The 25,697-nt window shown below is 69.8% G+C and carries 24 protein-coding genes; 14 read left to right on the forward strand and 10 right to left on the reverse strand.

Annotation, left to right across the window (positions count from 1 at the left end; translation table 11 throughout):
- Positions 1-153 precede the first annotated feature (153 nt).
- On the forward strand, positions 154-2,133 hold the full coding sequence (locus tag IT072_RS01005) for a primary-amine oxidase (RefSeq protein WP_223358944.1): 1,980 nt from the start codon (positions 154-156) through the stop codon (positions 2,131-2,133).
- Between the two features lie 11 nt (positions 2,134-2,144).
- Here IT072_RS01005 and IT072_RS01010 read toward each other — a convergent pair whose 3' ends face one another.
- A complete protein-coding gene (locus IT072_RS01010; protein ID WP_223358945.1) occupies positions 2,145-2,639 on the reverse strand; it encodes a hypothetical protein in 495 nt (164 codons plus the stop codon).
- A gap of 132 nt (positions 2,640-2,771) precedes the next feature.
- On the opposite strand from IT072_RS01010, the gene IT072_RS01015 reads away from it, so the two are divergent.
- Positions 2,772-3,476: a helix-turn-helix transcriptional regulator gene (locus tag IT072_RS01015; protein ID WP_223358946.1), complete on the forward strand. Its 705-nt coding sequence runs from the start codon at positions 2,772-2,774 to the stop codon at positions 3,474-3,476.
- Here IT072_RS01015 and IT072_RS01020 read toward each other — a convergent pair.
- Positions 3,413-3,808, reverse strand: a complete 396-nt coding sequence (locus IT072_RS01020) for a VOC family protein (RefSeq protein ID WP_223358947.1) — start codon at positions 3,806-3,808, stop codon at positions 3,413-3,415. The two genes, IT072_RS01015 and IT072_RS01020, sit on opposite strands and share 64 nt — an antisense overlap.
- Before the next feature lie 132 nt (positions 3,809-3,940).
- Between IT072_RS01020 and IT072_RS01025 the strand changes: the two genes are divergently transcribed.
- Positions 3,941-4,486, forward strand: a complete 546-nt coding sequence (locus IT072_RS01025) for an acyl-CoA thioesterase (RefSeq protein ID WP_223360879.1) — start codon at positions 3,941-3,943, stop codon at positions 4,484-4,486.
- Here the strand turns inward: IT072_RS01025 and IT072_RS01030 are convergent, their stop codons facing one another.
- Positions 4,487-5,857, reverse strand: a complete 1,371-nt coding sequence (locus tag IT072_RS01030; protein WP_223358948.1) for an FAD-binding oxidoreductase — start codon at positions 5,855-5,857, stop codon at positions 4,487-4,489. It abuts the gene before it with no gap.
- Between the two features lie 88 nt (positions 5,858-5,945).
- Between IT072_RS01030 and IT072_RS01035 the strand changes: the two genes are divergently transcribed.
- Positions 5,946-6,905: a DNA-3-methyladenine glycosylase family protein gene (locus tag IT072_RS01035; protein WP_223358949.1), complete on the forward strand. Its 960-nt coding sequence runs from the start codon at positions 5,946-5,948 to the stop codon at positions 6,903-6,905.
- A 15-nt stretch (positions 6,906-6,920) separates the two neighbouring features.
- Here the strand turns inward: IT072_RS01035 and IT072_RS01040 are convergent, their stop codons facing one another.
- Complete coding sequence (locus IT072_RS01040; protein ID WP_223358950.1) at positions 6,921-7,475, reverse strand: SRPBCC domain-containing protein; 555 nt, start codon at positions 7,473-7,475, stop codon at positions 6,921-6,923.
- Between the two features lie 108 nt (positions 7,476-7,583).
- Entirely contained in the window at positions 7,584-9,179 is a 1,596-nt protein-coding gene (locus IT072_RS01045) for a phytoene desaturase family protein (protein WP_223358951.1), read from the reverse strand.
- A 128-nt stretch (positions 9,180-9,307) separates the two neighbouring features.
- On the opposite strand from IT072_RS01045, the gene IT072_RS01050 reads away from it, so the two are divergent.
- Together IT072_RS01050 and IT072_RS01055 are read left to right on the forward strand one after the other, a co-directional pair.
- Positions 9,308-13,078, forward strand: a complete 3,771-nt coding sequence (locus IT072_RS01050; protein WP_223358952.1) for a proline dehydrogenase family protein — start codon at positions 9,308-9,310, stop codon at positions 13,076-13,078.
- 4 nt (positions 13,079-13,082) lie between these two features.
- Entirely contained in the window at positions 13,083-13,937 is an 855-nt protein-coding gene (locus tag IT072_RS01055) for an aldo/keto reductase (protein ID WP_223358953.1), read from the forward strand.
- A 25-nt stretch (positions 13,938-13,962) separates the two neighbouring features.
- Here the strand turns inward: IT072_RS01055 and IT072_RS01060 are convergent, their stop codons facing one another.
- The 4 genes from IT072_RS01060 to IT072_RS01075 form a co-directional block, all read right to left on the reverse strand.
- Complete coding sequence (locus IT072_RS01060) at positions 13,963-15,396, reverse strand: sensor histidine kinase (protein WP_223358954.1); 1,434 nt, start codon at positions 15,394-15,396, stop codon at positions 13,963-13,965.
- On the reverse strand, positions 15,393-16,151 hold the full coding sequence (locus tag IT072_RS01065) for a response regulator transcription factor (RefSeq protein ID WP_223358955.1): 759 nt from the start codon (positions 16,149-16,151) through the stop codon (positions 15,393-15,395). The genes IT072_RS01060 and IT072_RS01065 overlap by 4 nt, the downstream gene beginning before the upstream one ends.
- Positions 16,152-16,239: 88 nt before the next feature.
- Positions 16,240-16,665 (reverse strand): SRPBCC family protein, encoded by a 426-nt coding sequence (locus tag IT072_RS01070; protein WP_223358956.1) that lies wholly within the window; start codon positions 16,663-16,665, stop codon positions 16,240-16,242.
- 56 nt (positions 16,666-16,721) lie between these two features.
- The gene (locus IT072_RS01075) at positions 16,722-17,159 is read right to left on the reverse strand and encodes an Lrp/AsnC family transcriptional regulator (RefSeq protein WP_021763688.1); all 438 of its coding nucleotides are present in this window, start codon (positions 17,157-17,159) and stop codon (positions 16,722-16,724) included.
- 316 nt (positions 17,160-17,475) lie between these two features.
- On the opposite strand from IT072_RS01075, the gene IT072_RS01080 reads away from it, so the two are divergent.
- The 6 genes from IT072_RS01080 to IT072_RS01105 are packed head-to-tail and all read left to right on the forward strand — an operon-like array spanning position 17,476 to position 22,647.
- Positions 17,476-17,742, forward strand: a complete 267-nt coding sequence (locus tag IT072_RS01080; RefSeq protein WP_223358957.1) for a hypothetical protein — start codon at positions 17,476-17,478, stop codon at positions 17,740-17,742.
- Positions 17,742-19,592 carry an alpha/beta hydrolase gene (locus IT072_RS01085; RefSeq protein ID WP_223358958.1) on the forward strand — a complete coding sequence of 617 codons (1,851 nt, stop codon included), beginning with the start codon at positions 17,742-17,744 and terminating at the stop codon, positions 19,590-19,592. Before IT072_RS01080 ends, IT072_RS01085 begins: the two co-directional genes overlap by 1 nt.
- Positions 19,589-20,110, forward strand: a complete 522-nt coding sequence (locus IT072_RS01090) for a hypothetical protein (protein WP_223358959.1) — start codon at positions 19,589-19,591, stop codon at positions 20,108-20,110. The genes IT072_RS01085 and IT072_RS01090 overlap by 4 nt, the downstream gene beginning before the upstream one ends.
- Positions 20,107-20,838, forward strand: coding sequence for a hypothetical protein (locus IT072_RS01095; RefSeq protein WP_223358960.1), 732 nt, complete (start codon positions 20,107-20,109; stop codon positions 20,836-20,838). The genes IT072_RS01090 and IT072_RS01095 overlap by 4 nt, the downstream gene beginning before the upstream one ends.
- Positions 20,835-21,122 carry a WXG100 family type VII secretion target gene (locus tag IT072_RS01100; RefSeq protein ID WP_223358961.1) on the forward strand — a complete coding sequence of 96 codons (288 nt, stop codon included), beginning with the start codon at positions 20,835-20,837 and terminating at the stop codon, positions 21,120-21,122. Before IT072_RS01095 ends, IT072_RS01100 begins: the two co-directional genes overlap by 4 nt.
- Positions 21,123-21,165: 43 nt before the next feature.
- Positions 21,166-22,647 (forward strand): peptide MFS transporter, encoded by a 1,482-nt coding sequence (locus IT072_RS01105; RefSeq protein WP_223358962.1) that lies wholly within the window; start codon positions 21,166-21,168, stop codon positions 22,645-22,647.
- 48 nt (positions 22,648-22,695) lie between these two features.
- Here IT072_RS01105 and IT072_RS01110 read toward each other — a convergent pair whose 3' ends face one another.
- Positions 22,696-23,205 carry a hypothetical protein gene (locus IT072_RS01110; protein WP_223358963.1) on the reverse strand — a complete coding sequence of 170 codons (510 nt, stop codon included), beginning with the start codon at positions 23,203-23,205 and terminating at the stop codon, positions 22,696-22,698.
- Positions 23,206-23,377: 172 nt separating this feature from the next.
- Between IT072_RS01110 and IT072_RS01115 the strand changes: the two genes are divergently transcribed.
- Entirely contained in the window at positions 23,378-24,247 is an 870-nt protein-coding gene (locus tag IT072_RS01115; RefSeq protein WP_223358964.1) for a LysR family transcriptional regulator, read from the forward strand.
- A 156-nt stretch (positions 24,248-24,403) separates the two neighbouring features.
- Positions 24,404-25,693, forward strand: coding sequence for a sugar ABC transporter substrate-binding protein (locus tag IT072_RS01120; RefSeq protein WP_223358965.1), 1,290 nt, complete (start codon positions 24,404-24,406; stop codon positions 25,691-25,693).
- The last annotated feature ends 4 nt before the right edge of the window (positions 25,694-25,697 follow it).

A 25,697-nucleotide genomic window follows, 5' to 3' on the forward strand; every position in this document is an offset into this window, starting at 1 on the left:
GATTGCTGACGATTGAAGCGGTTCGGGGCCATCGACGGCTTGGCCTGCGACGCAGACCGGTTGTCTGAATCGGAACGGTCGCCTCCGCTCGCCTTCCTGCGCGCTCGGGGAGTCCCGGATACTGAACGGATCAGCTCGACGTAAGGAACACGGATGTCCCACCAGCACACCTCCACCGTCACCGCGCCCACGGAAGTGCGGCATCCCCTCGACGCACTGACCGCGCAGGAGATCGCCGACGGGCGCGACATCCTGGTGGCGGCGGGGCTCGTGGGGGAGTCGACGCGTTTCCCGTCGGTGCTGCCGGTGGAGCCGTCGAAGGAGGCCGTGGCAGCGTACCGCGAGGGCGACGAGATCGACCGGCGCATCCTGTTCGTGCTCCTCGACACCGCAACCGGCGCCTCCGCCGAGGCGATCGTGTCGGTGACCACCCGGGAACTGGTCGACCATCGCCCGCTCGGGACGGCGGTGGCGCCGTACGGCCAGCCGCAGTATCTCTTCGAGGAGTACGTGCGTGCGGAGGAGATCGCCAAGGCGTCGCCCGAATGGCGGGCCGCCATGGTGCGCCGCGGGCTCGAGGACCGCATCGAGCTGGCCTTCTGCGCGCCGCTCGCTCCCGGCTTCCACAACCGTGCCGAGGAGTCCGGTCGCCGCGTCATCCGCTCGCTGACCTTCCTGCGTTCCACCCCGACCGATTCGCCGTGGTCGCATCCGGTCGAGGGCCTCATCGTGCACATCGACCTCACGACCGGCGCGGTCCTGCGCGTCGAGGACGACGGCGACATCCCGGTGCCCGACCTCGACGGCAATTACGACGCCGCCACGATCGGAGCCGCACGTACCACTCTCAAGCCGATCGAGATCACACAACCGGAGGGGCCGAGCTTCCGGGTCGACGGCCAGCACGTCGAGTGGGAGAACTGGAAGCTGCGTGTCGGCTTCAACGCCCGCGAGGGGCTCGTGCTCAACCAGGTGACCTTCCGCGACGGCGACGAGGACCGCTCAGTGCTCTACCGCGGTTCGGTGCCCGAGATGGTCGTGCCCTATGGCGACACGACATCGACCCGGTTCTGGATCAGCTACTTCGACGCGGGTGAGTACCTGCTCGGCAAGAACGCGAACACCCTGACCCTCGGCTGTGACTGCCTCGGCGTCATCCACTACTTCGACGGGATCGTGGCCGACGACCACGGCAACCCGGTGACCATCCCGCAGGTCGTGTGCATGCACGAGGAGGACTACGGCATCCTCTGGAAGCACACCGACCTCGATGGCAAGACGGAGGTGCGCCGCTCCCGCCGCCTCGTCATCTCGTACTTCTCCACCATCGGCAACTACGACTACGGGTTCTTCTGGTACCTCTACCTCGACGGCACGATCCAGGTGGAGGCGAAGGCCACCGGCATCGTCTTCGCGGGCGCCGGGATCCCCGGCTCGACCGACCCGCACGCTCCGGAGATCGCCCCCGGTCTCTTCGCACCCGTGCACCAGCACCTCTTCTGCGCCCGCTTGGACGTCGCGATCGACGGCGACCGCAACGCGCTCTCCGAGGTCGACGCGGTCGGCATCCCGATCGGCCCCGACAACCCGCACGGCAACGCCTTCACCTGGACGAACACGCCGCTGAGCCGCGAGTCGCAAGCGCAGCGGCTGGCCGACCCCTCCCGCGCACGGGTATGGGAGGTGCGCAGCACGACGCGCAGGAACGCCGTGGGCGCACCAACGGCGTACCACCTCCTCCCGCAGCCGAGCGCGACACTGCTCGCGCAGCCGGAGTCGACGGTGTGGGGACGGGCGACGTTCGCCACCAAGCACCTGTGGGCGACGCCGTTCGACCCGGCCGAGCGCTTCCCGGCCGGCGACTACCCGAACGCGCACGCGGGCGGGGCAGGGCTCCCCGCATGGACCGCGGCCGACCGGTCGCTGGAAGACGCGGACCTCGTGCTCTGGCACGTCTTCGGTCCGACGCACATCCCGCGTCCGGAGGACTGGCCGATCATGCCCGTCGACTATTCGGGATTCGCGTTCAAGCCGTACGGGTTCCTCGACCGGAATCCGGCGATGGACCTGCCGGACGGCGCGGCCGCCGGCGCGAGCTGCTGCAGCGGCGGGGAGTGCAGCTGCGGGCGCTGAGCGGACGACGTTCAGCTCGGGAGGAGCATCGCGGCGGCCATGACCGACATGGCCGCCGCCGCGAGCACGGGAAGGGTGCCTCGCGCGAGGCCGACCGTACGGGCGTGACGCACCGCGAGCACGGGGCAGACCACCGCCGAAGCGGCGACGGCGACGCCGAGCACTGCGGTGAGCCAACCGAGGTGCGAGTGGTGACCGGAACCGGCGGCCTCCGTCACCGGCGCGGCATGCGTGTGGAAGAGATCCAGTATCACCATCAACGCCATGGCGAACGGCTCGACGGCGAGGTGTGCGACACCGGCGCGGGTACTGCGGGCGGTATCGCGGACCGGGCGGGAGGAGACCGCGCAGCCGATCGCCGCTGCGATGAGCACGGCGGCCCACGCGAGCGGAGACAGCAGCGGGTATCCCGTGATCATCGCCGCGGTCGCCGCAAGCGAGAGGATGGCGACGGCAGACGATCCCGTCACACCGCGGCCTCTCGAGCGTAGCAGGACGGAGGTCATGCCTCGACGATAGGGAGGGAGACGAGACTCGCCTGTGCCGGTCACGCAGCGATGTTGTGCGCGGCGGCAGGATCCGCCCCGGAGCGGCGACCGGGCGAACCCGCAGAGTCTGGGCCGTGACAGGATCGGTGCGTGTACAGCGAACGGGAGGTCGACGGAGACCGGATACTGTGGCGGTCCGCGAGCGGGGCGTCGACCGTCATCCCCGCCGACGGGTGCCTCGACGTGATCCTGCACGACGACGTCGTCCGGGTCGCCGGGCCGTCCACGCGGTGGCTGCAGACGCGCGCGGACGGGGACACGCCGACCATCGGGATCCGCTTCGCGCCCGGCGCCGCGAACGCCCTCCTGGGCATCGCCCTCGCCGAGCTCCGCGACGACGATGTCCTTGCAGCCGACGTGCTGGGCCGACGGGCTGCCGCGCGGATCGCCGACCAGCTGCGCCGCTCCGCCCGGTCCTCATTCATCGGGACGGATGCACTGACCGTCGACGTACCCGACTGGGTGGCGGCCGTCCGTCGTTCGGCTCGGCTGGCTCAGCCGGTCTCCGCCCTGATCACCGAACTCGGCTGGTCAGAGCGCCGGTTGCGGCGCGGGATGTCGGCGACCTTCGGCTACGGCTATGCGACCCTCGTGCGCCTCGAGCGGGCTCGCCGTGCCCAGGCCCTGCTCACGCGGGGCGCATCTCTCGCAGACGCGGCGTTTCGCGCCGGCTACGCCGACCAGCCGCACCTCACGCGGGAGTTCGATCGGCTGGTCGGAATCACACCCGGTCAGTTCGCCGCGGCCGCGAAGAGGTCGATCGAATTGCCGTCCGGGTCGAGCACGGTCGCGTAGCGCTGGCCCCAGTGCGCGTCCCACGGCTCGACGTGCGGCGGGTATCCGGCTGCGCGCAGCTCCTCCACGGCGGCGTCCACCGCGTCCGGCGTCCCCTTGTCGAACGCGAGCGCGATCCGGTGGCCGCCGGTGGCGGGCACGAAGCCGGCATCGAAGGAACGGATGGTCTCCAGCGTGTCCCAGGAGAGGGTCGTGCCGTCCTCGATTGCCGCGTCGACATGCGGGGCGTCGTCGAGGCCCTCCGGGATGCTCACGCCGAGGGCACGGTAGAAGGCGAGCGAGGCCGCCATGTCGGAGGTCACAATGCCGATGAAGCCGAGTGCGAGTGTCATGACGCCAGCGTAGGTCGGCACCTCCCCAGAGGTCTTGAACAGAACGGCCGCGGTCAGGGCCACCTCACCTTGGAGATCGCGCACAATGATTCCGCGGGATCGTTGGCTGCTGACTACTCTGGCCCGGTGCACATGATCTTCCGGACGATGCTCCATTTCTGGCTCGCGCGCTTCGGGCCACGACTCGACCACTGGGATGTGGCGCGAACGAAGTTCCGGGTGCTGCCGACCGACCTCGACATCCTCAAGCACATGAACAACGGGGTGTACCTGTCGATCGCGGACATCGGGCGGTTCGACCTGCTGTCGCGCAGCGGCATCTGGGCGATCTTCAAACAGCGTGGCTGGTACCCGGTGGTGGCGTCGGAGACGATCTCGTTCCGCAAATCGCTCGAGCTGTGGCAGCCCTTCGTCGTGGAGTCGCGCATCCTCGGCTTCGACGAGAAGGCCGTGTACGTGGAGCAGCGGTTCACGGTTGACGGCGAGATCTACACGCAGGCGTTCATCCGGGGCCGGTTTCTGAAGCGCGGCGGGGGAATCGTCACGATCGAGGAGCTGCTGGAGGCCGTCGGCCCGTCGCCGACGGACGTCACGGTGCCCCAGTGGCTGATCGAGTGGGGAGCCGACGCTGCGCTCCCCTCGACGCGGGCCGCCGCGCCGAGCATCTGGAACGAGTGATCAGGCCGGTCCGAACGCGAACACGCGCTCCGGATCCCACGCCGCCCGCGCCGTCGACAGCCGATCGAAGATCTCCTCCGGCCACAGGCACCGGAACGCAGCGGGGTCGCTCGGATCCGCCACCCAGTTGATGTTCGTGACGGCGGAGATCCGGTCGCCCAGCACCTCGGCGATCGCTGCGGCATGCGCGGGCGCGGCATCCCCGAAGGTCGCGGGGTCGGCCGCGATCGAACTGAGGGCGTGGGTGCTGGCGCGGCCGCCGACAGCGGTGCCGTCCGCCGTGTCGCGGTGGGTGGCCCCGCCGAGTTGACGCACCTCGACCGCGAGGAACGGGGTGGCCGCGGTCGTGCCGATCAGCGGCAGGAGGTCATCGGCCAGCGCGCGGTCGAATGAATCGAGCATATGGCCGCGGATCCAGCTCGGGCCGCCCTGCTCGGGATCGTTGTGGATGGTGGCCACAGCCGTCGTGGGCATCTCGCCGACGAAGTCGAGGTAGACAGGTGCGGCGCCCCGCATCGGCGCGAACAGCCGCTCTCCCTCCGCCGCATCGCCGGGGAACGCGAAGCGCACGCTGAACAGGGAGCGCCCGCGCAGGGGTGGCGGAGGCCCGTCGACGTCGGGGATGCGCAAGAACACGGCGGAGGTGGTCGCCTGGTCGACGAGCGAGGCCGACCAGTCGGCCCAGACGCGGAAGGCCTCGTCGGCGGCATCCTCGTCGAAGAAGACGCTGCCGCCGTAGAGGGTGGTGAGCGGGACGAGCTCCAGCACCATCTCGGTCACGACGCCGAGGCCGCCCTTGCCTCCGCGGAGCGCCCAGAAGAGATCGGAGTTCGTCACGTCGTCGGCGACGACGAGCTCGCCGTCGGCCGTCACCACGCGGAAGCTGCGGACCCAGTCCGCGGTGAAGCCGTGGCTGCGCGCCAGCGGGCCCAGGCCACCGCCGAGGGTGTAGCCGACCGCGCCGACGCTCGTGGACGACCCCGTCACGGGAGCCAGCCCGTACGCCGCCGCCGCTTCGATGATGGGCGCCCAGCGCACCCCCGCCCCGATGCGCGCGCGTCGGGCATCCTTGTCGATCTCGAGCGCGTCGAGGTCACGGGTGATGAGGAGCAGGCCGCCGGAGACCGGGTTCTCGGCGCCTTGGCCCGTCGCCTGGATGCGGAGCGGCAGGTCGTTCTCCCGGGCGAAGCGCACGGCCGCGGCGACGTCGGCTTCGTCGCGTGCGGCCACCAGGATGTCAGGGTCGTGCCGGATGGTCGGGTCGAAGCAGGCGGCTTCGGCGGCGAGTCCCTCGTCGCCGCGGAGGAAGACGGCGCCACGGACGGACTCACGCAGCCGAGCGACGCGCGCCGCGTCGAGATCGATTCCCATGGCGCCGAATGTAGGGGATGCCGCAGACACGCGGGAAGGGGGTGATCGCTGCGCATCCGCTGTCAGACGGCTGACGTACGATTCCGGCATGACAGCCGTGCTCCCCGCCGCCCCCGGGTCGCACGCGCTCCCCGATGCAGAGACCGTCTACCGTCCCGACCGTCCCCTGGACCTGCCGGGCATCCTCGGGCTCCTCGGACGCGGTCCCTTCGATCCGACGACGCAGTGGGACCTCGGCGGGATGTGGCGCACCTGGCGCACTCCGCTCGGAGCGGCGACGCTGCGCATCCACCGTCCGGCATCCGACGGCTCGATCCCGGCCGCCGCGTGGGGGCCGGGCGCGGCGTGGGCGATCGAAGCGCTGCCCGGCCTCCTCGGCCACGGAGACGACTGGTCCGGTCTGGACGTGAGCAGCCACCCGCTGCTGCGCGGCAGTCTGCATCGCAACCCCGGCCTCCGACTCTCACGCACCGGCCTGCTGCTGGAGGCGCTCCTCCCCGCGATCGTGGAGCAGCGCGTCACGAGCCTCGAAGCGTATCGCTCGTGGGCGCGGCTTCTGCGCTGGTACGGCGAGCCGGCGCCAGGTCCTGGTCCGACCGAGCTGCGTGTAGTGCCCACCATCGAGCAATGGCGCGGTATCCCTTCCTGGGACTGGCATCGCGCCGGTGTCGACCCGCGACGTGCACGAGCTGCCCAGGCAGTCCTCGCCGTTGCGCCGTCGCTCGAGCGCGCTGTCGCGCAGGCCGGCTCGCTGGACGCCGCATCGATCGCGCTGCGCACCATCCCGGGCGTCGGCCAGTGGACGACCGCCGAGACGCTGCAGCGCTCGCACGCCCACCCCGATCTGGTGAGCGTCGGCGACTATCACCTCGCCCACTACGTCGGCGAGGCCCTGATCGGCCGGAGGGTCGACGACGACGGGATGCTCGAACTGCTCGAACCCTGGGCCGGGCATCGTCAGCGCGTGGTGCGGCTCATCCTGGCGAGCGGCTTCCGCTTCGAGCGGCGCGGGCCGCGGCTGGCCGTGCAGGACCACCGCTGGCACTGAGGAGAGGGGTCGCGGTCAGCCGTTCGTGCCGTCGCGCAGCGCCGCGGCGTGCTCGGCCTTGATGTCGCGGTCGAGCTCTCGGCACAGCGTCGCGTAGTGGTCGAGGAAGTCGGGGTAGTAGTCCTCCCAGACGGGCAGCGGCTTGCCGTCGTGAGCTGCGATCATCCGGTCGAGGTAATAGTCCCAGCCGACTCCGTAGTCCGCCCCCTCGGCGACCGTGTGGAGCAGGTCACCGAAGGTGATGGTGGTGTGACCGCTGGACTCCGTCAGGTGCACGAACATCCGACGGGATCCCGGCGCCGATCCGACGTCGACGTGGAGGCGGCGCGGGGCGTCGCACAGCATGATCGCGACGTTCTCCCACTCGGCGCCGTCGCCCTCCGCGTTCATGCGGAACTTCACGGCACCCGTCGACGGAGTCCCGGTGAACTCGCCGATCCAGCGGCTGAGGTAGGCGGACCTGCTGAAGTAGGCCCACACCTCCTCGATCGGCGCGTGGACGATGCGGTCGAGGACCACGTAGACGCCGTCGTCCTTCCTGACCAGTCTTCCCGTCGGCTGCGGCGTCATGATGACCTCCTAATGAGTCCGCCCCTCCTGGACTTCACGATAGTCACGACGCGTCGGTTGTGGCAGGGGGCGCCCTGGACGGCGCGTGGACGGTGGATGCGAGTCCTCTCAGCCCTCCAGCACGGCCATCGCCGCGTTGTGCCCGCCGAGTCCGCTCACGGCGCCGCCGCGCTGCGCGCCCGACCCGCACATCAGGATGCGCGGGTGCGGCGTGGCGACGCCCCAGCGCCGTGCCGGCGTGTCGAGCGCGTCGTCGTCCTCGGCGAACGGCCACGACAACGGCCCGTGGAAGATGTTGCCGCCGGGCATGTTGAGCGCCCGCTCGAGGTCACGGGTGGTCTTGGTCTCGATGCAGGGGTTGCCGTCGCCGTCGGTCAGCAGGAGGCTCTCGATCGGCTCGGCCAGCACCGAGTCGAGGGAGGCGAGCACGGCGTCCTGCAGGCGCTGCCGGGTGGCGTCGTTGTTCTCGTCCGTCAGCCACCGGTCGGGGGTGTGCAGGCCGAAGACGGTGATGGTCTGCGCTCCGGACTCCGCCAGCTCCGGGTCGAGGATGCTCGGGTCGGCGAGGGTGTGGCAGTAGATCTCGCACGGCAGCAGTTCGGGCATCACGCCGCGCAGCATCCCGGCGTGGGCGGCCTCCAGTTGCGTGTAGGTCTCGTTGATGTGGAAGGTGCCGCCGAACGCCGCCCGCGGATCGAGCGACTCGTCGCGCAGGCGCGGGAGGCGGCGGAGCAGGAGGTTGACCTTGACCTGCGCGCCCTCCGCGGGCGGGCGTCCGGCGGTGTCGGTGGCGTCGGAGGCGAGCAGACGATCCAGGACCTCCGGGGCGACGTTCACGAGCACATGGCCGCCCTCGACGCGGCGCTCGTGGCCGTTGCGGATGTACTCGACCGAGCCGTCGGGGCGGATGGCCGTTACCTCCGCACCGGTGACGACGCGGGCGCCGGCCTCGCGGGCGACACGGGCGAGCTCCCCGGTGACCGCGCCCATGCCGCCGATGGGGACGTCCCACTCGCCGGTGCCTTGGCCGATGACGTGATAGAGGAAGCAGCGGTTCTGATCCAGGGACGGGTCCCAGACGCTGGCGAAGGTCCCGATCAGCGCATCCGTCGCCGCGACACCGCGCACGAGGTCGTTCTGCAGTCGTGACTCGATGAACCCGCCGATCGGGTTCTCGATCAGGGCATCCCAGAGCTCGTCGTCGCCGACGAGGGTGCGCGCTTCGGAGCGCGTGAGCAGCGGCTCGGTCACCGTCGGCCAGAGCGCGCGGGCGAGCTCACCGGTCGACGCGTAGAAGGCGTCGAACGCCTCCGCGTCCTCCGCGGCCCCGATGCGCGCGAAGGACGCCGCCGTCGCCTCCTGGTCCGTGTTGTCGATGAGCAGGCCGGCGCCGCTCGCGTCTCCGGGGACGGGCGTGTACGACGAGTAGCGCCGACGCGCCAGACGGATGTCGAGCCCGAGGTCGTCGATGATGCGCTGCGGCAGGAGGCTCACGAGGTACGAGTAGCGGGAGAGGCGCGCCTCGACGCCCGGGAACGCCTGCGCGCTCACCGCGGCGCCGCCGACATCGTCGAGACGCTCGAGGAGGATGACGCTCTTGCCTGCTTTCGCCAGGTACGCCGCAGCGGTGAGGCCGTTGTGACCGCCGCCGACGATCACGACGTCGTGCGTCGCGGCGGGGGAGGAGGGTGCGCTGTCCGTCATGCAACAGAGCCTAGGCGACGCATCGCACGGACAGAGGGCCCTCCACAGGGGTCCGGGACGCTGCGACTTCTCCACATGTTCGAGCGCCCTCGGCGTGCAGCAGGGTCGGGATGATTACAGTCGTGGTCATGGTGGATGACACGGACGGCACCGCGGTGCGCCCCGCTCAGCTGGCTCACGAGGCTGTCGAGCTGGTGCGCGTCTGGCTGGCCGAGAGCTCGCGGACGGGCGACGGCGCCCCCGCTCAGGACCCCGCGGCGGAGCGACTGGCGGGTGTGCTGCGCGACCCCGACGGGTTGGACTTCACCGTCGGATTCGTCGACGGCGTCGCGCGCCCGCAGGATCTCTTCGTCGCCGGGTACAACCTGCAGCGGCTCGCCCGACGCATCCCTCGTTTCCTCCCCTGGTACATGCGCGCGGCCATCTGGCTCGGCGGCGTGTTCGGACCGGTGCTGCCCTGGGTCGTCGTTCCCATCGCCCGCCGGGTGCTGCGGAGGATGGTGGGCCACCTCGTGATCGATGCGACGCCGCAGAAGCTCGGCCCGGCGATCGCGCACCTGCGCTCCGCGTCCGACCCGCACGGGCACGGCGCTCGGCTCAACCTCAATCTGCTCAGCGAGGCGGTGCTCGGCGAGACGGAGGCGGCGCGACGACTGGAGGGCACCCGCGCGCTGCTCGCCCGTGACGACGTCGACTATGTGTCGATCAAGGTGTCCTCGATCGCCTCGCAGCTCTCGATGTGGTCGTTCGATGAGACCGTGCAACGGGTCGTCGAACGCCTCACGCCCCTGTATGAGCTGGCCGCGTCGTCCCCCACCCCGAAGTTCATCAACCTCGACATGGAGGAGTATCGCGACCTCGACCTGACCATCGCGGTCTTCACCGGCATCCTCGGCAAGCCGCGGTTCCGGGGGCTCGAAGCCGGAATCGTGCTGCAGGCCTACCTGCCCGACGCCCTCGACGCCCTGCAGTCGCTCACCGAGTGGGCGGCCGGGCGCCGCGCGCAGGGCGGGGCGCCCGTGAAGGTGCGCGTCGTCAAGGGGGCGAATCTCGCGATGGAGCACGTGGACGCCGCGATCCACGGCTGGCCCCTCGCGACGTACGGCAGCAAGCTCGAGACCGACACCAACTACAAGCGCGTGCTCGACTGGGCGCTCACCCCCGAGCACACCGACGCGGTGAAGATCGGCGTCGCGGGCCACAACCTGTTCGATGTGGCATACGCCTGGCTGCTCGCATCGAAGCGCGACGTCACCGCGCGCGTCGACTTCGAGATGCTGCTCGGGATGGCGACGGCGCAGGCGGATGCGGTGAAGCGCACGGTGGGAGGCCTGCTCCTCTATACGCCCGTGGTCGACCCCGCGGAGTTCGACGTGGCGATCTCCTACCTCATCCGCCGGCTCGAGGAGAACGCGAGCCCGGAGAACTTCATGTCCGCGGTGTTCGAGCTCGATGCGGATCCGGCTCTGTTCGACCGCGAGAAGGAACGCTTCCTCGCCTCGGTCGCAGCGTTGGAGTCCGACCCGCTTCCTCGCGGGGCGGCGCCGGTCCCGCATCGCCAGCAGGACCGCACGCACGAATGGGAGGAGGCGACCGCGCCCTCCTTCACCCGGTCGCCCGCCGTTCCGGTGGCACCGGCGGACGAGGGGCTGACCAGCGTCGTGCTGGGATTGTCCCGCGGATCGGCGGGCGACGGGATGCTCGACGGCTCGGAGCGGGGAACAGCACTCGGATCCGAGCCGGACGGCGGGATGGAACCGCCCACCCTCGGCGACGTGGACGGGCAGGAGCACGAGCGTCACGATGGGGCACTCTCCTCTCCGGCCGCGACGCCCTGGACGGCGGCCGCGAACTTCCGAAACGCACCGGACACGGACCCGTCGATCGCGGCGAACCGCGCCTGGGGCCGGCGGATCCTCGCACGTTCCGGCACCTCCGACCTCGGCGCGGCGACCATCGAGGCGGCGGCGGTTCCCGACGCCACTCGGCTGGAGACGATCCTGCGGCAGGCCACGACCGCGGGAGCGGCCTGGGGAGCGCGCACCGGCTTCGAACGAGCGGCCGTGCTCGACCGCGCGGGTCACGCGCTCGAGGCGAACCGCGACCGGCTCATCGAGGTCATGGCCTCCGAGACGGGCAAGACGATCGCCGAAGCCGACCCGGAAGTCAGCGAAGCGGTCGACTTCGCCCACTACTACGCGGCGCTCGCGCGCGACCTCGACGCCGTGCAGGGGGCTCGCTTCGTGCCGTCGGCACTCACCGTCGTCACTCCTCCGTGGAACTTCCCCGTCGCCATCCCGGCGGGTTCGGTGCTGTCGGCGCTCGCCGCCGGGAGCGGGGTGATCATCAAGCCCGCGCCGCAGGCGAAGCGGTGCGCGGCCGTGCTCGTCGAGGCGCTGTGGGAGGCGGGCATCCCGCGCGAACTCCTCACCCTCGCCGACGTTCCCGAGAACGAGCTCGGCCGGGCGCTCATCGCCGACCCGCGCGTCGAGCGGGTGATCCTGACAGGGTCGTACGAGACCGCCAAGCTGTTCCGGTCATGGCGCCCCGACCTCCCCCTTCTCGCCGAGACGAGCGGCAAGAACGCGATCATCGTGACACCCAGCGCCGACTACGACCTCGCCGTCTCCGACATCGTCAAGAGCGCGTTCGGGCACGCCGGGCAGAAGTGCTCTGCGGCGAGCCTGGTGATCCTCGTCGGATCGGTCGCGCGCTCCGAACGGTTCCGCCGCCAGCTGATCGACGCCACGCAGAGCCTGCGTGTCGGGTACCCCTCCGATCCGACGAGTCAGATGGGGCCGCTCATCGAGCCCGCCTCCGGCAAGCTGCTGCACGCCCTCACGACGCTCGGCGCCGGCGAAGAGTGGCTCGTGGAGCCGAAGCGGCTCGACGACACCGGACGTCTGTGGTCGCCCGGAATTCGCACGGGGGTCGAGCCGGGCTCCTACTTCCACCTCACCGAGTTCTTCGGACCAGTGCTCGGGATCATGACGGCGCGCTCCCTCGAGGATGCCGTGCTCTACCAGAACGCGGTCGAGTACGGCCTGACGGCGGGGCTCCACTCGCTCGACACCGACGAGCTCGCGGAGTGGCTCGACACGGTCGAGGCCGGCAATCTCTACGTCAACCGGGGGATCACGGGGGCGATCGTGCGGCGACAGCCGTTCGGCGGGTGGAAGCGCTCTTCCGTCGGTGCCGGCACGAAAGCGGGAGGCCCGAACTACCTGCTCGGGCTCGGGACCTGGGTGCCGGAGTCCGGACGATCGAGCGCGAGCCTGCACCTGCGCGGCCTCGAGGACCGCGTCTCCGACCTCATCGAGTCGGGACAGTCATCGATGGACTACACCGCTTTCGACCTCGTCCGGCGGTCGGCGCTCAGCGATGCGATCGCGGTCGCCACCGAATACCGCCAGGTCAAAGACGTCTCCGCGCTGGGCGTCGAACGGAACCTCTTCCGCTACCGGCCGGTCCCGGTGACGATCCGGCTCTCCGAGGGAGGGACCCTCGCCGAACTGCTCCGCATCATCGCCGCCGGCACGATCGCCCGCTCCCCGCTCTCGGTCAGCACCGCGCACAAGCTGCCTCGTGCCACCCACCAGCTGCTGCGCGAGCGCGAGGTCGAGGTCGTGGTGGAGGATGACGCGACGTGGCTCGCACGGGTGCGTGCCGGCCGGGCGACGGCGCACCGCATCCGATTGATCGGCGGCGATCCGGTGGCGCTCGCCGAGGCACTCGACGGGAGCCCCGACGTCGCCGTGTACTCCGGCGCGGTCACGCCGTCCGGGCGCGTGGAGGTGCTCCCCTTCCTGCGTGAGCAGGCGATCTCGATCACCCACCATCGGTTCGGCAATCCCACCCGCTTCTCGGACGAGGTGATCCGAGCGGCGAGCGTAGGCTGAGCGCATGACGACTCCCGGACCCGTTCCGTCCACCGTCCCCGCCCTTCCGTTGAACTCGGGCGGGAGCATCCCGCAGCTCGGGCTCGGCACGTGGCCGCTGGACGATGCGGCGGTCGAGAAAGCCGTGGTCGCGGCCGCCGGCCTCGGCTACCGGCACGTCGACACGGCGGTGAAGTACGGCAACGAGGTCGGAGTCGGCCGCGGACTGACCGCCAGCGGTGTCGCGCGCGACGAGTGGTTCGTGACGACGAAGCTCGACGGCGAGTACCAGGGCCAGGATCGCGCCGTCGCCGGGCTGGAGGCCAGCCTCGAGCGGCTCGGCCTCGACTACGTCGATCTGCTCCTCATCCACTGGCCGCTCCCGGCCCGCGACGAGTTCGTCTCCACCTGGGAGACCTTCGTCCGCCTCCGGGAGGCGGGCAAGGCGCGCGCCATCGGCGTCTCCAACTTCAAGCCCGCCCACCTCGACCGGCTCATCGACGCGACCGGGATCGTCCCCGCGGTCAACCAGATCCAGCTCAGCCCGGCGATCACGCGCCGTGAGCAGCGGGCCTACGACGCAGAGCGCGGCATCCTGACGGAGTCATGGAGTCCGCTGGGCGGCGGCCAGGGCGACCTCCTCTCGGCGCCCGTCCTGGCGCAGCTGGCGCAGAAGCACGGCCGTACGCCGGCCCAGATCGTGCTCCGCTGGCACATCCAGAACGGGCTCGTGGTCATCCCGAAGTCGGCGAACCCGCAGCGGATGGCCGACAACCTGGCCGCGTTCGCATTCGAGCTCGACACCGATGACCTCCGGGCGCTGGACTCCCTCGACGAAGGCCCGGGCGCGGGCGTGGACTCGGATCGCAGCGGTCACTGACGCCGACGGTCGCCGACCGCGACGGTCACTGGTCGTTCGAACGCACCAGCGGCAGCGACACCGTGACGATCAACCCCGCGGGCTCACCGTTGGCGAGCACCACCTCCCCGCCGGCTGAGCCCGCCAGTGCGGCGACGATCGCCAACCCGAGGCCGCCGCTGCCGCCCGACGTCGACGTGCGCGCGCCGTCGGCACGGGTGAAGCGATCCAGTGCGACGGGGATGAAATCCTCGGGCATGCCCGGTCCGGTGTCCCGCACCGTGAGCACGACCCGTTCCGCCTCGAGCGCGATCTCGGCCGTCACGGTCGCCTCGCCGTGGTCGGGAACGGAGCGGATCGCGGTGATCGCATTGCCGAGCAGGTTGTCCAGGATACGGCCGACATCCGTCGGGCTCAGGGCGATCCGGGCATCCGTGGCGGGGCGGCGCCGGGGGTCGTACTCGAAGTCGACCGAAATGCTTCCGGCGTCGTCATCGCCGCTGGCGAGGAGCCGCGCGCGGTCGATGGCGTCGGTGAGCTCGTCCACGAGCGTGCGCCAGTCGATGCGGCCGCTCGTCGGGCCGGCCTCGATGCGGGAGAGCTCGAGCAGGTTGTTCGCGAGCTGCCCGAGGCGCAGTGCCGTCGCGTGCGACGAGCGGATGTCGACAAGCAGTGCCTCCGGGTCGCCGGCATCGAGCTCGGCGAGCTCCAGCTGTCCGCGCAGCACGGCGAGCGGTGTCCGCAGCTCGTGGCTGGCGTCCGAGACCATCTGCCGTTCGCGATCCGCGGAGGCCCGGAGGCGCCGGATGAGGTCGTTGAGGGTCGTGGCGAGCTCGGACAGCTCGTCCTGCGCCGGGCCGACGGTCAGCAGTCCGATCGACGGCTCCTGATTGGAGCGCTCCTCGCCGGCGATCAGCTCGGCCTGCTCGCGCATCCGGCTCACCGGGCTCAGTGCTGCACGCGCCAGCAGCCACGACGCGCCGCCGAAGCCCAGGATGAGCACGCCGGCGCCGATCAGCAGCGCGGCCGTCAGACGGTCGAGGATGAGGGCGGTCGTCTCGTCGTTGCGGGCGGCGACGATGTGCACGACGCCGTTCGTGGTGTCGACCTTCTCGGTCAGGACGAGATACTGATCGTCGCCGAGCTGGAACATCGTCGGGGTGTCGCCGATCGAGATCAGCTTGTCGATCTTCGGCTCCATCGCCGCAGGAAGCGTGGAGGCGAGGAGCTCGCCGTTCGCGTCCACGACGGCGAGTTCCTGTCCGCCTCCGGGGAGGTCGAACGGGCCGCGCGGGCTGTTCTGCACCGACTCGGCGGGAGCCGCGATGTCGTTGTTGAGGAGGGTGACGGTGGCATTGTGGAGGATGGACGCGACCCCGATGCGGATGACGACGACCGCCGCCAGGCCGAAGAGCGAGGCGACGAGGAGGCTGCCGATGGTGATACGCGCCGTGATCGACAGCCGCCGCAGCCACCTCACGACGTCGACTTCTCCGTCAGCTTCTCGTCCGCCGCGACCTCCGCGGAATCCCGTGCGTCTGCGGAACCCTTCGCGTCGAGCGCGTTCTTGGCATCGAGCCGGTATCCCCGTCCGCGTTCGGTGACGATGGAGAGACCGGCCTCCGCCAGATCGAGCTTCTTGCGCAGGTATGAGACGTACTGGTCGATCACGTTGGTGCCGATGTTCTCGGTGGTGCCCCACACCGACTCGAGGATGTCCGCGCGGGAGAGCGTCTTGTCCGGGTTGGTGGCGAACAGGCGCAGCAGCGTGAACTCGCGACGGCTGAGCGGCATCTCGTGGCCGTCGACCAGCGCCTGGTGCTCGTGCGAGTCGACGGTGAGGCGGCCGACCGTCACCTGCGGCCGCATCCCGGTCGGCTCGCGACGGAGGAGTGCGCGCACGCGCGCGGCGAGCTCCGCGAAGGCGAACGGCTTCGTGAGGTAGTCATCCGCACCGGAGTCGAGGCCGTGCACGCGGTCCTCGATCGCGTCTCGCGCGGTGAGCAGGAGGATGGGCATCGGGTTCGCCGCCTCACGGATGTGGCGGCACAGCTCGAACCCGCTCATCCCCGGCAGCATCACGTCGATGGCCGCCGCCGAATAGGCGTCGCTGCGCAACGCGATCAGGGCGTCCACGCCGTTGGTCACGAGGGTGACGTCGTATCCTTCGGCGGCGAGACCGCGCTGGACGAGGCCTCCCATGTCCGGGTCGTCTTCCACAACGAGCAGCTTCATGCGCCCATCGTGCCACTGTTCGCCGTGGTGGCGCTCGGTTCCGGGGGCCGAGGGGATCGCGGGGGATGAGGATTCTCGCAGAGGACGTTCAGACTTCTTCGACGACCGCACGCAGGGATTCCAGTGTCGCGGCCCAGTTCGCGCTCATGCGCTCGGCTTCCCCCCGGTCGGCGCAGCCGTCCTGGGTGATGGTCACGACGGTGCCGTCCCCGTCGTCCGCGAGCTGGTAGGAGACCGTCTGATAGCTCTGCGGCTCGTCGGGTTTGCCGCTCAGCGGGCTGTAGTAGCTGGTCACGAGGCGCTCGCCGGGGATGATCTCGAGGATCGTTCCCTTGTCCTCGTACGCTGTTCCCTCCCATTCGCCCTGGTAGACGATCGGTGACCCTTCGCGCCAATCCGTGGTCACGCGGGTGCCGTACATGTACCGCGCGATGGTGTCCGCGTCCGTCAGGGCATTCCAGAGGGCATCCCGGTCGGCGGCGATATGAATGTCGGCTCGTGCTGTTTCGCTCATGCCTGCAGTCTGGGCCGGGCCGGGCGTCGCGTCTTGAAGTTTCGCGACGCGATCGGTCAGGAGTTGCCGCGGTTGATCAGCCGCGACAGGACGATCGCGCTGCGGGTGTGATCGACGTTGGGCGCGAGCCGCACCTTCTCGAGCGCCGCCTCCAGGCTCGGGATGTCGCGGGAGCGGATGTGGACGATCGCGTCCGCGCTGCCCGTGACGGTGCCGGCGTCGACGACCTCGGGCACCGCGGAGAGGATGCGCAGGAGTTCCTCCGGCGACACGGTCCCGCGGCAGAACAGCTCGACGTAGGCCTCGGTGCTCATGCCGTCGATCGCAGGGTCGACCTGGATGGTGAACCCGCGAATCACGCCGTCGGCGACCAGGCGGTCCACGCGGCGCTTCACGGCGGAGGCGGAGAGGCCCACGACCGAGCCGATGTCGCCGTACCCCGCGCGAGCGTTCTGACGGAGGAGGTCGAGGATGCTGCGATCGAGGTTGTCCACGGGCGCAAGCATACGGTGGATCGTTGCGTGTTCGTCAGTGTTACGCGGGAATCATGCGCGGAGGGTGAGGGGGGCTCTTCTCGGAATTGTGTAAACGCGGGGCCATGACGCAGTCGAGCGAGCGTCACTGCTCGACCGGGTAACGATTCGGTGCGTCACGGCCTGTTTTCCAGCACGTTTCTTGTGTGGCACGATCCGATGCGAGCGCTGGGTCGATGCCGCCGACTCCGAGCTTCGCGATGGATTTGTGACGTCTCACGAGATGCATGAAATACAAGCATTGATGTTTGTATTGCATGTCGATTACGGTCGATGCATGGTAACCGTGGGGGTGGAGACTGAGTCGATCGGTGCGTGCGAAGGGCGTTTCGCGGGGTTCCCGGAGCCGCCCCCGGCCGCGCCCGTTTTCGGAGACGGTCCCGTGCGCGCCGCGGCCACGCGGGTGTCGACAGCCTGGAGAGGGGCTGACGCGGCGATCGCCGGCGACGAGATGGAGTTCGTCGCACGGGTGCGCCGCACGGTCGCTCTGTATGGCGAGGCCGACGCGGCGCTCGCGAGCCGCGGCCACGTCGGAGGGAACTGATGGGCAGCCTGGGGGAGGTCACGGATCCGGGCGCTCTGATCGCGGGCGATCCGTCGGGGGAGCGAGAGCAGGCGGAGCTCTGGGCGGCGCACGCCCGTTCGATCGAGGTCGCCGCGGCCTCCCACCGTACGGCGGTGGTCGACTCCTGGACGGGGGCGGGGGCCGACGCCTTCGAGTCGGCCCGCGAGCGACATCTCGCCCGGGTGGAGGCGGCCGGGGCGGCCTATCACGACGCCGCATTCGTCCTGCGATCGCACGCGGAGGAGGTGGAGGCGGCGCTCCGGTCCGCGTCCCGGGCGATCGAGGAGTGGTCGCGCGGTGAAGCGGCGACCGCGGCCGCTCGCCGTGAATACGACCAGGAGCAGGCTCGCGCAGCGAGCACTCCGTTCGCGCTGCCCGTCGTGTCCGTCTTCGTCGATCCGGGGGTCGCCATCCGCGACAACGCCGAGGCCCTCCTCGACGACGCGCGCGCGGCGATCGCGGAGAGCGACGCGGCCACGGCCCGGGTGCTCGGCGCCATCGCCGACCGCGCCGTGACCGGCTCCGTGTTCGGCACCGCTCCGGTGCCCGCCGGCCTCGCCGAGGTGATGGCGCACGCCGGAGAGAAGAAGCTCCTCCGCGACCTGCGCCGAATGAGTCCCGCCGAACTCCAGTCGTACGCGGCGGCGCACCCCGGCCTCCTGGCCCGCCTTCTCGATCTCGGGCCGGCCTCCGTCGCCGCCTGGTGGCGGGGCCTCGACGACGCCACACGGTCTCGCCTCGCCCAGAACCTCCCGCGCGTCATCGGCAACCTCGACGGCGTCGACGCCCGCACTCGCTCCGAGGTCAACGCTCGCATGCTGACGAACGACATCGCCGACGCCGAGAAGCGACGCGAGGACGCCCGGAGGCTCCTGGAGAGCTCCGACCCCGGGACACGCGCGGCGGCACGCGCCATCGTCGAACGCGAGGAGAAGCTCCTCGCCGAACTCAACGCCATCCGTCGCGCGTTCGGCAGCGGCCCCGACGGAACCCCGCCGCACCAGCTCTACGCCTATCAGCCCGGCGACCGCACCAAGGTCGCCCTCAGCACCGGCCTCATCGACGACGCCGAGCACATCAGCCTGATCGTCCCGGGTATGGGCACGACGGCGGGGGATGTGGGGCGGTACGGGATCGCGTCGGCGACGCTGCGAGACCAGCAGTCGTTCGTTTCGGGGGTCGACCTGTCCAAAATCGCTGTGATCGCCTGGCTCGACTACGAGCCGCCTGGCCCGCTCGACGTGGTTGGCGTCGCCCGCAACGAACTCGCTCAGGCGGGAGCGGACCGCTTGGGCAACACGCTGCAAGGGCTTCAGGGAATCCAGGAGTGGGGCGAGCACCCTTCGGGTCTGTCTGTGGTCGCACATTCCTACGGCACCAACGTGGCCGCTATCGCGCTTGCTCGTCCAGGGGTGAGTGCCGGAAACGTCGTCCTCCTCGGCTCGGCTGGTGTCTCCGGCGGGGCGCCTGCGGCAGCGGGGCTCCATGTTCCGCTCGGTGGAGTGTTCGCAACGCAGGCGAACGCCGACGAATGGGCTCCGCTCGGACAGGTGATCTCAGCGCGCGCCGACCCGACGAACCCCGACTACGGCGCGCATGTCTTCGCGTCTGAGCAAGCCACCATCGACGGCAAGCAGTTCGCCGGAGTAGGGAAGCATGGCCCGTTCGGGCCGGAGGAAGTGCCGAGCTATCTGGATGGTCTCTCGTCGGCTCACTATGCGACAGCGAAGGCGACCATGGGGCGCGGTGACGAGTTGCTGTACGAGGGCACTCCCGACGATCGATCCCGTTGGCGTGTCCAGAATCGGGCCCAGGAGATCGGACGATGACCGGGAGACGCGGTTCCGTAGTGTTCGCGACAGTAGGGATCGTCACGGTGGCGCTGGCACTGACTGCGTGCGACCAGGTCGAATTCGAGGAAAGGATCACGAGTCCTATGGACCATGACGAAGCCAAAGGCGAAGTCGAATCTCTCTACAACGAGGTGATCGAGGTCGTGGGTGAGGGGTGGAACGCACCGGAGGCGGCTTGGCGCGATTGCCGAGCCGTCGGCGAGGAGGAAGCGTGGGCGCAGATGAGCCAAAGGTTTGGCGACCTCGACGCGACTCCGGACGTGCTCGCCTCTAAGGTCGCAGAAGCCTGGCGAGGTCTGGGCTACGACGTAGCCGTCGTCTCCGATTCGACCATTACGCCGCCGCGCAAGGTCGTCTCGTATCCGGCGTATCTCACCGGAACCACTGACGACGGCTTCGGCGCGGTCTTCAGTGTGGGTGAGGGATACGCCGACTTCCGCGGATACGGTCGCTGCGTCCCCATCGACGCCGACAGGGATGATTTCTCGTCATGACCGAGTTCCGCGTGGATCCGGAGGACCTCGACGAGTTTGGCCGCGGAGCTTCGGCGTCGGCGGGATCGGCCGGTCGAGGGGCGGGAGGAGCTCGCGTCCTTGGTCACGGTGGAACGCGGTGGAGAGCTCCCTGCAGGCGGTACCCCGGACGATCGATACGGGTGGCGGACGGAAGAGCGGATCAGGCAGTGGGGTCGATGAGGGGCCCGCGCACGGCGCTTCTCGGTGCGTCGCTGATCGCGCTCGCTGTGTCGGCTGTGATTTCGGGCTGCTCAACGGCCGCGGTGGAGGAAAGGAACCACGAGTTGGATCACCATAGGGCGAAAGCGGAAGTCGACTCTCTCTACACTCAGACGCTCGCAATCGTCGGCGACGGATGGAATCCCCCGTCGTCGGAGGAATGGCGAGGGTGCGGGCGGACGAGCATGGCGGGCGAGAACGAAAGCTGGTCGCGATTCACGCAAAGATTCGGTCAGCTCGATGAGACACCGCAGAGGCTCGCCGAGAAGGTCGCTGAGCTCTGGACGAAGCTCGGGTACCCGGTGCATGTAGTGTCCGACGATCGCATGAGTCCTCCCCGCGAAGTCGTCTCGTATCCTGCGTACCTCACCGGGACAACCCAAGACGGTTTCGGCGCGGTCTTCACGGTCGGCGACGGGTACGCGGATTTCAGCGCCGGGAGTCGCTGCGTCCCGATCGACCTCGACCAGGAATCGAGCTCATCATGACCGAGTTCCGCGTGGATCCGGAGGAGCTCGACGAACTGGCCGCGGAGCTTCGGCGTCGGCGGGATCGGCTGGTCGAGGGGCGGGAGGAGCTCGCGAAGGCGGCTCGGATGGTGGGGGAGAAATGGTCGGGCGGCGCGCGGGATCGTTTCGTCGAGGTGCACGCGCGGTGGGAGGGCGACCACGGCGCGCAGGTGGAGGCACTGGCCGGGGCGGCAGACCTGGCCGCGGAGGCGGCGGTCACCTACCGGGAAGTCGATCGGGCGGTCGCGGAGATGTTCGAGTGAGCGCGGCCTCCCCTCGGTGCAGGTGCGGTGGGAGCATGTGGACATGAGCGACACCAAGGACGTGAAGGCGGTGCCGTCGCGGGGCGATCGGGAGGGCCGGGGGTTCTTCGGGCAGCCGCGGGCGTTGGCGAACATCTTCGGCGTGGAGATGTGGGAGCGGTTCTCGTTCTACGGGATGCAGGGCATCCTGCTCATCTACCTCTACCACTCGGCCACGGAGGGCGGCCTCGGGCTCGACAAGGCGACCGCCGCCGGCATCGTCGGCGCGTACGGGGGCGCCGTGTACCTCTCGACGATCCTCGGGGCGTGGCTGGCCGACCGGCTGTTCGGGTCGGAGCGTGTGCTGTTCTGGAGTGCGGTCGTCATCATGGCAGGACACGTCGCGCTGGCGCTGCTCCCCGGGTTCTCGGGCGTGATCGTCGGCCTGATCTTCGTCGCCGTCGGCAGCGGCGGGCTGAAAGCGAACGCCACCCGGATCGTCGGAACGCTCTACGCGGAGCACGACTCTCGGCGGGACGCCGGCTTCTCGCTGTTCTACCTCGGCATCAACCTCGGGGGGTTCTTCGGCCCTCTGCTCACCGGGCTGATGCAGACCACGCTCGGGTTCCACTACGGGTTCGGGCTCGCCGCGGTCGGGATGGCGATCGGGCTCATCCAGTACTCCCTCGGACGCAGACGGCTTCCCGACGAAGCGCGCGCCGTGCCGAACCCGCTGCCCGCGAAGCGCTACCCGCTCATCATCGGGATCAGCGCGGCGGGCGTCATCATCGTGCTCGCGCTGGTGCTCACCGGAGTGATCACGGCGCGCAACCTCGCACTCGTCGTCATCGTGCTCACGGTCGCGGCGGCGATCGCATACTTCGCGGTCATCCTGTCGTCCCGCCTCCTCAGCGCCGACGAGCGCTGCCGCATCATCGCATTCATCCCGCTCTTCATCACGAACGCCGCGTTCTGGTCGCTCTACCAGCAGCAGTTCACGGTGCTGACGATCTACTCCGACGAGCGCCTCGACCGGAACCTCTTCGGGTGGGAGTTCCCGGTGTCGTGGGTGCAGTCCATCAACCCGGTCTTCATCATCATCCTCTCGGGCGTCTTCGCGGCGATCTGGACCACATGGGGCGAGAAGCAGCCAGCCACGCCGCTCAAGTTCGCGGCGGGCACGGTGCTGATGGGGATCGCATTCTGGCTGTTCCTGTTCTGGGCGGGGGGAGGCGAGAACAGCACCCCGTTGCTGGCCATCATCGGCATCCTCTTCGTCTTCACGGTCGCCGAACTGCTGATCTCGCCTGTGGGTCTCTCGGCGTCGACCAAACTCGCACCGCACGCGTTCCAGGCCCAGATGGTTGCCCTGTACTTCCTCTCGGTCGCCCTCGGAACGGCGATGGCGGGACAACTCGCCACGCTCTACGCGCCGCACACCGAGGGCATCTACTTCGGGATCATCGGGGGAGTCGCCGTCGGGGTCGGCGCGCTGCTCGCCCTCCTCAGCCCGTGGGTGCTCCGGATGATGCGCGGAGTCCGCTGACCGATCGCGAGAACGGCCGGCAGGTCCGACAGCCGGCAGGAGCGAGGGTCACCGGGCGCAGTGCCCGGACGGGTCGGGCGCCCCTGCACCCGCCGAAGCGTCCTCCGCGCGCGAGCGGGCTGCGCGGTGCAGGTCGACCTGGCTGCGGGTGATGCGGCCGTGCGCGGGGAGAGCGACACGGTCGCCGTTGTGGAGGTCGGTGGGGAGCTCCAGGAGCAGCGGTCCGAGGTGGGCGAGGCAGAGCGGCGCCGGGGATGCGCGTCCGATGAGCCGTGCCTGCGCCGTCTCCGCCGCCACGGCTGCGATATCGGCGTCGAGTCGGATGTCGAGGCCGCCGCCGGGGTGCGGGGCCACCGCCGTGACCGTCGCGACGATCGCGGCGGCATCGTCGTCGGTGTGGACGCACGGTGTCGTGCACCAGTCGGCGAGCCGGGCGAGGGAGACGCCGGCGATGACGACATCGGTGGTCGTCGGGTGGGTGTGCGCGGGCCAGCGCGACGCGTCCAGAGGTTCGGGGATGCTGCGGCGGAGGGTCGGAAGGATGCGGGTGAGTGTCATGCTCCCGGTCTAGGCCGTGCGCAGGTGCCGGACGCCGATCCTGACGGAACGCATGCGGCAGCGGCCGCGATCCATGCGGTCCGCTCGCGGTGTCCCTCCCACACGCGGACGGCGTCCCGCCGGGATCACCCATTCAGATCGAGGTCCGTCGATTCAGCACTATCCTGGATGAATGGAACTGCGCCAGCTCGAGCACTTCGTCACCGTCGCCGAGGAGCGCCACTTCACCCGGGCGGCCGAACTGCTGCAGATCTCGCAGTCGGGTCTCTCGGCCTCCATCCGCTCCCTGGAACAGGAGCTCGGCACCTCCCTCTTCGTCCGCAGCACACGCCGCGTCGAGCTGACCACCGCAGGCCAGGCGCTGCTCGCCGACTCCGTGCGCACGCTCGCCAGCGCGGCCGCCGCTCGGGACGCGGTCGCCGCAGTGCGCGGCCTCCAGCGCGGCCGCCTGACGATCGGGGCCGAACCCTGCCTGGGCTCGGTCGACCTCCCGGCCGAACTCGCAGCCTTCCGCACCGCCAACCCCGGGGTGGAGGTGCGGCTGCGCCAGACCGGATCCGTCGAGCTGGTGGATGCGGTCGCGAACGGACAGGTCGACGTCGCGCTCGTGGTCGACACCGGCCACACGCCGGCGGGGGTGCGCCTGCGCCGGCTCAGCACGCAGGACCTGCTCATGCTCTGCCACCCGGATCACCGCTACTCGGGCGAGGACGCCCTTCCGATCGAGAGCCTGCGCGACGAGACGATGATCGGCTTCCAGGAAGGCTGGGGTGCGCAGGCGCTCACCCGCCGCGCGTTCGCGGCGGCCGGCATGGACTATCGCCCGGCGATGGAGGTCAACGACGTGCACCCGCTGCTCGACCTGGTCGGTTACGACCTCGGTGTGGCGATCGTGCCGATGAGCTTCGCGCGCAAGCGGCCGGAGCAACTGCGCGCCGTGCCGCTCGCGGGCGACGTGCCGAAGTGGACGGTCGCGGTCGCCGCGGCGGAGGAGCCGAGCCCCGCGGCGGCCGCGTTCCTGCGCCAGGTCAGCATCGACTGAGCCACCCCATCGGATCCTCGTCCGCTGTAACACAACTTTTACTTGTGTAGGGTGGAAGCAACTTGCATGCTGTTAGCGAAGCATGAAGGATAGTTTCACCGGGGCGAGACGCTTCGTCCGCCGACACATTCCCGGTTTCGAAGAGGAGACAGCACCATGAAGAAGCGCTACCTCTCCGTCGCCGCCGTCACCATCGCCGCGCTGGCCCTCACGGCCTGCTCGAGCGGTGGCAGCAGCGATGGAGACTCGGTCGACGCGAAGGGCCAGAAGCTCAGCGTGTGGATCATGCAGGGCACCAACCCCGACTCCACCGCCTTTTTCAAGGAGGTCGGCGACGCGTTCACGAAGGAGACCGGAGCCACGCTCGACGTTCAGTTCGTCCAGTGGGCCGACGCTCACGACCGGTTCGTCACCTCGATCGCGGGCAACACCACGCCCGACGTCGCGGAGACCGGCACCACCTGGACCGCCGAGTTCGCGGACGCGGGCGCCCTCGCGCCGATCGGCGACGAGGTGAAGAAGGCCGGTCTCGAGGACGACCTGGTGAAGGGCCTCAAGGAGTCCGGCACCTATGACGGCGAGCTCTACGGCATGCCGTGGTACGCGGGCGTCCGCAGCCTCGTCTACCGCGCCGATGTCTTCCAGGAGCTCGGCATCGAGGCGCCCAAGACGTGGGACGACATCGTTGCCGCGGGCGAGAAGATCAAGGCCGCGAAGCCGGACATGATCCCGTTCGCCGTACCGGGCACCGCCGAGTTCGGTGTCTACCCGTGGGTGTGGGGTGCGGGCGGCCAGGTCGCCACCGAGAAGGGCGGCACCTGGACCTCGGGTCTCGACAGCGCCAAGTCGCGTGAGGGCATCCAGTTCTACACCGACCTCGCGACGAAGTACGGCTTCTCCACCTCCGGCGCCACCACCTGGAAGGAGACCGACGTGCTCGACAACTTCAACCAGGGCAAGGTGGCCATGGCCATCCAGGGGTCGTGGACCCCGGCCACCATCGTGCAGAAGGCCCCCGACCTCAAGGGCAAGATCGCGGCGACCCCGATTCCGGGCAAGGACGGCGGCATCAGCCCCTCGGTGCTCGGCGGGTCGCACCTCAGCGTCTTCAACACGGCGAAGAACAAGGACCTGGCCTGGAAGTTCGTCGAGCTGATGACGACCGGCAAGTTCGCGTCCGAATGGGCGTCGCAGACCGGCTACTTCTCGGGCCTCAACTCTCTCGTCAAGAAGGCGATGGAGTCCGACGACCCGCTGGTCAAGCCGTTCGCCACGCAGATGGTCGACGGTGGAGCGTCGGTGCCGGTCACCCCGCAGTTCGGCGCCGTGCAGGCCAAGCAGACGACCAACGCGATGATCCAGTCCATCCTCTCCGGGCAGAAGACGGTCGACCACGCGACGACCGACGCGGCCAAGGAGATGACCCAGTTGCTGAACGACAAGTAGCCCG

The organism is Leifsonia sp. ZF2019, from assembly GCF_019924635.1.
Classification (GTDB): domain Bacteria; phylum Actinomycetota; class Actinomycetes; order Actinomycetales; family Microbacteriaceae; genus Leifsonia.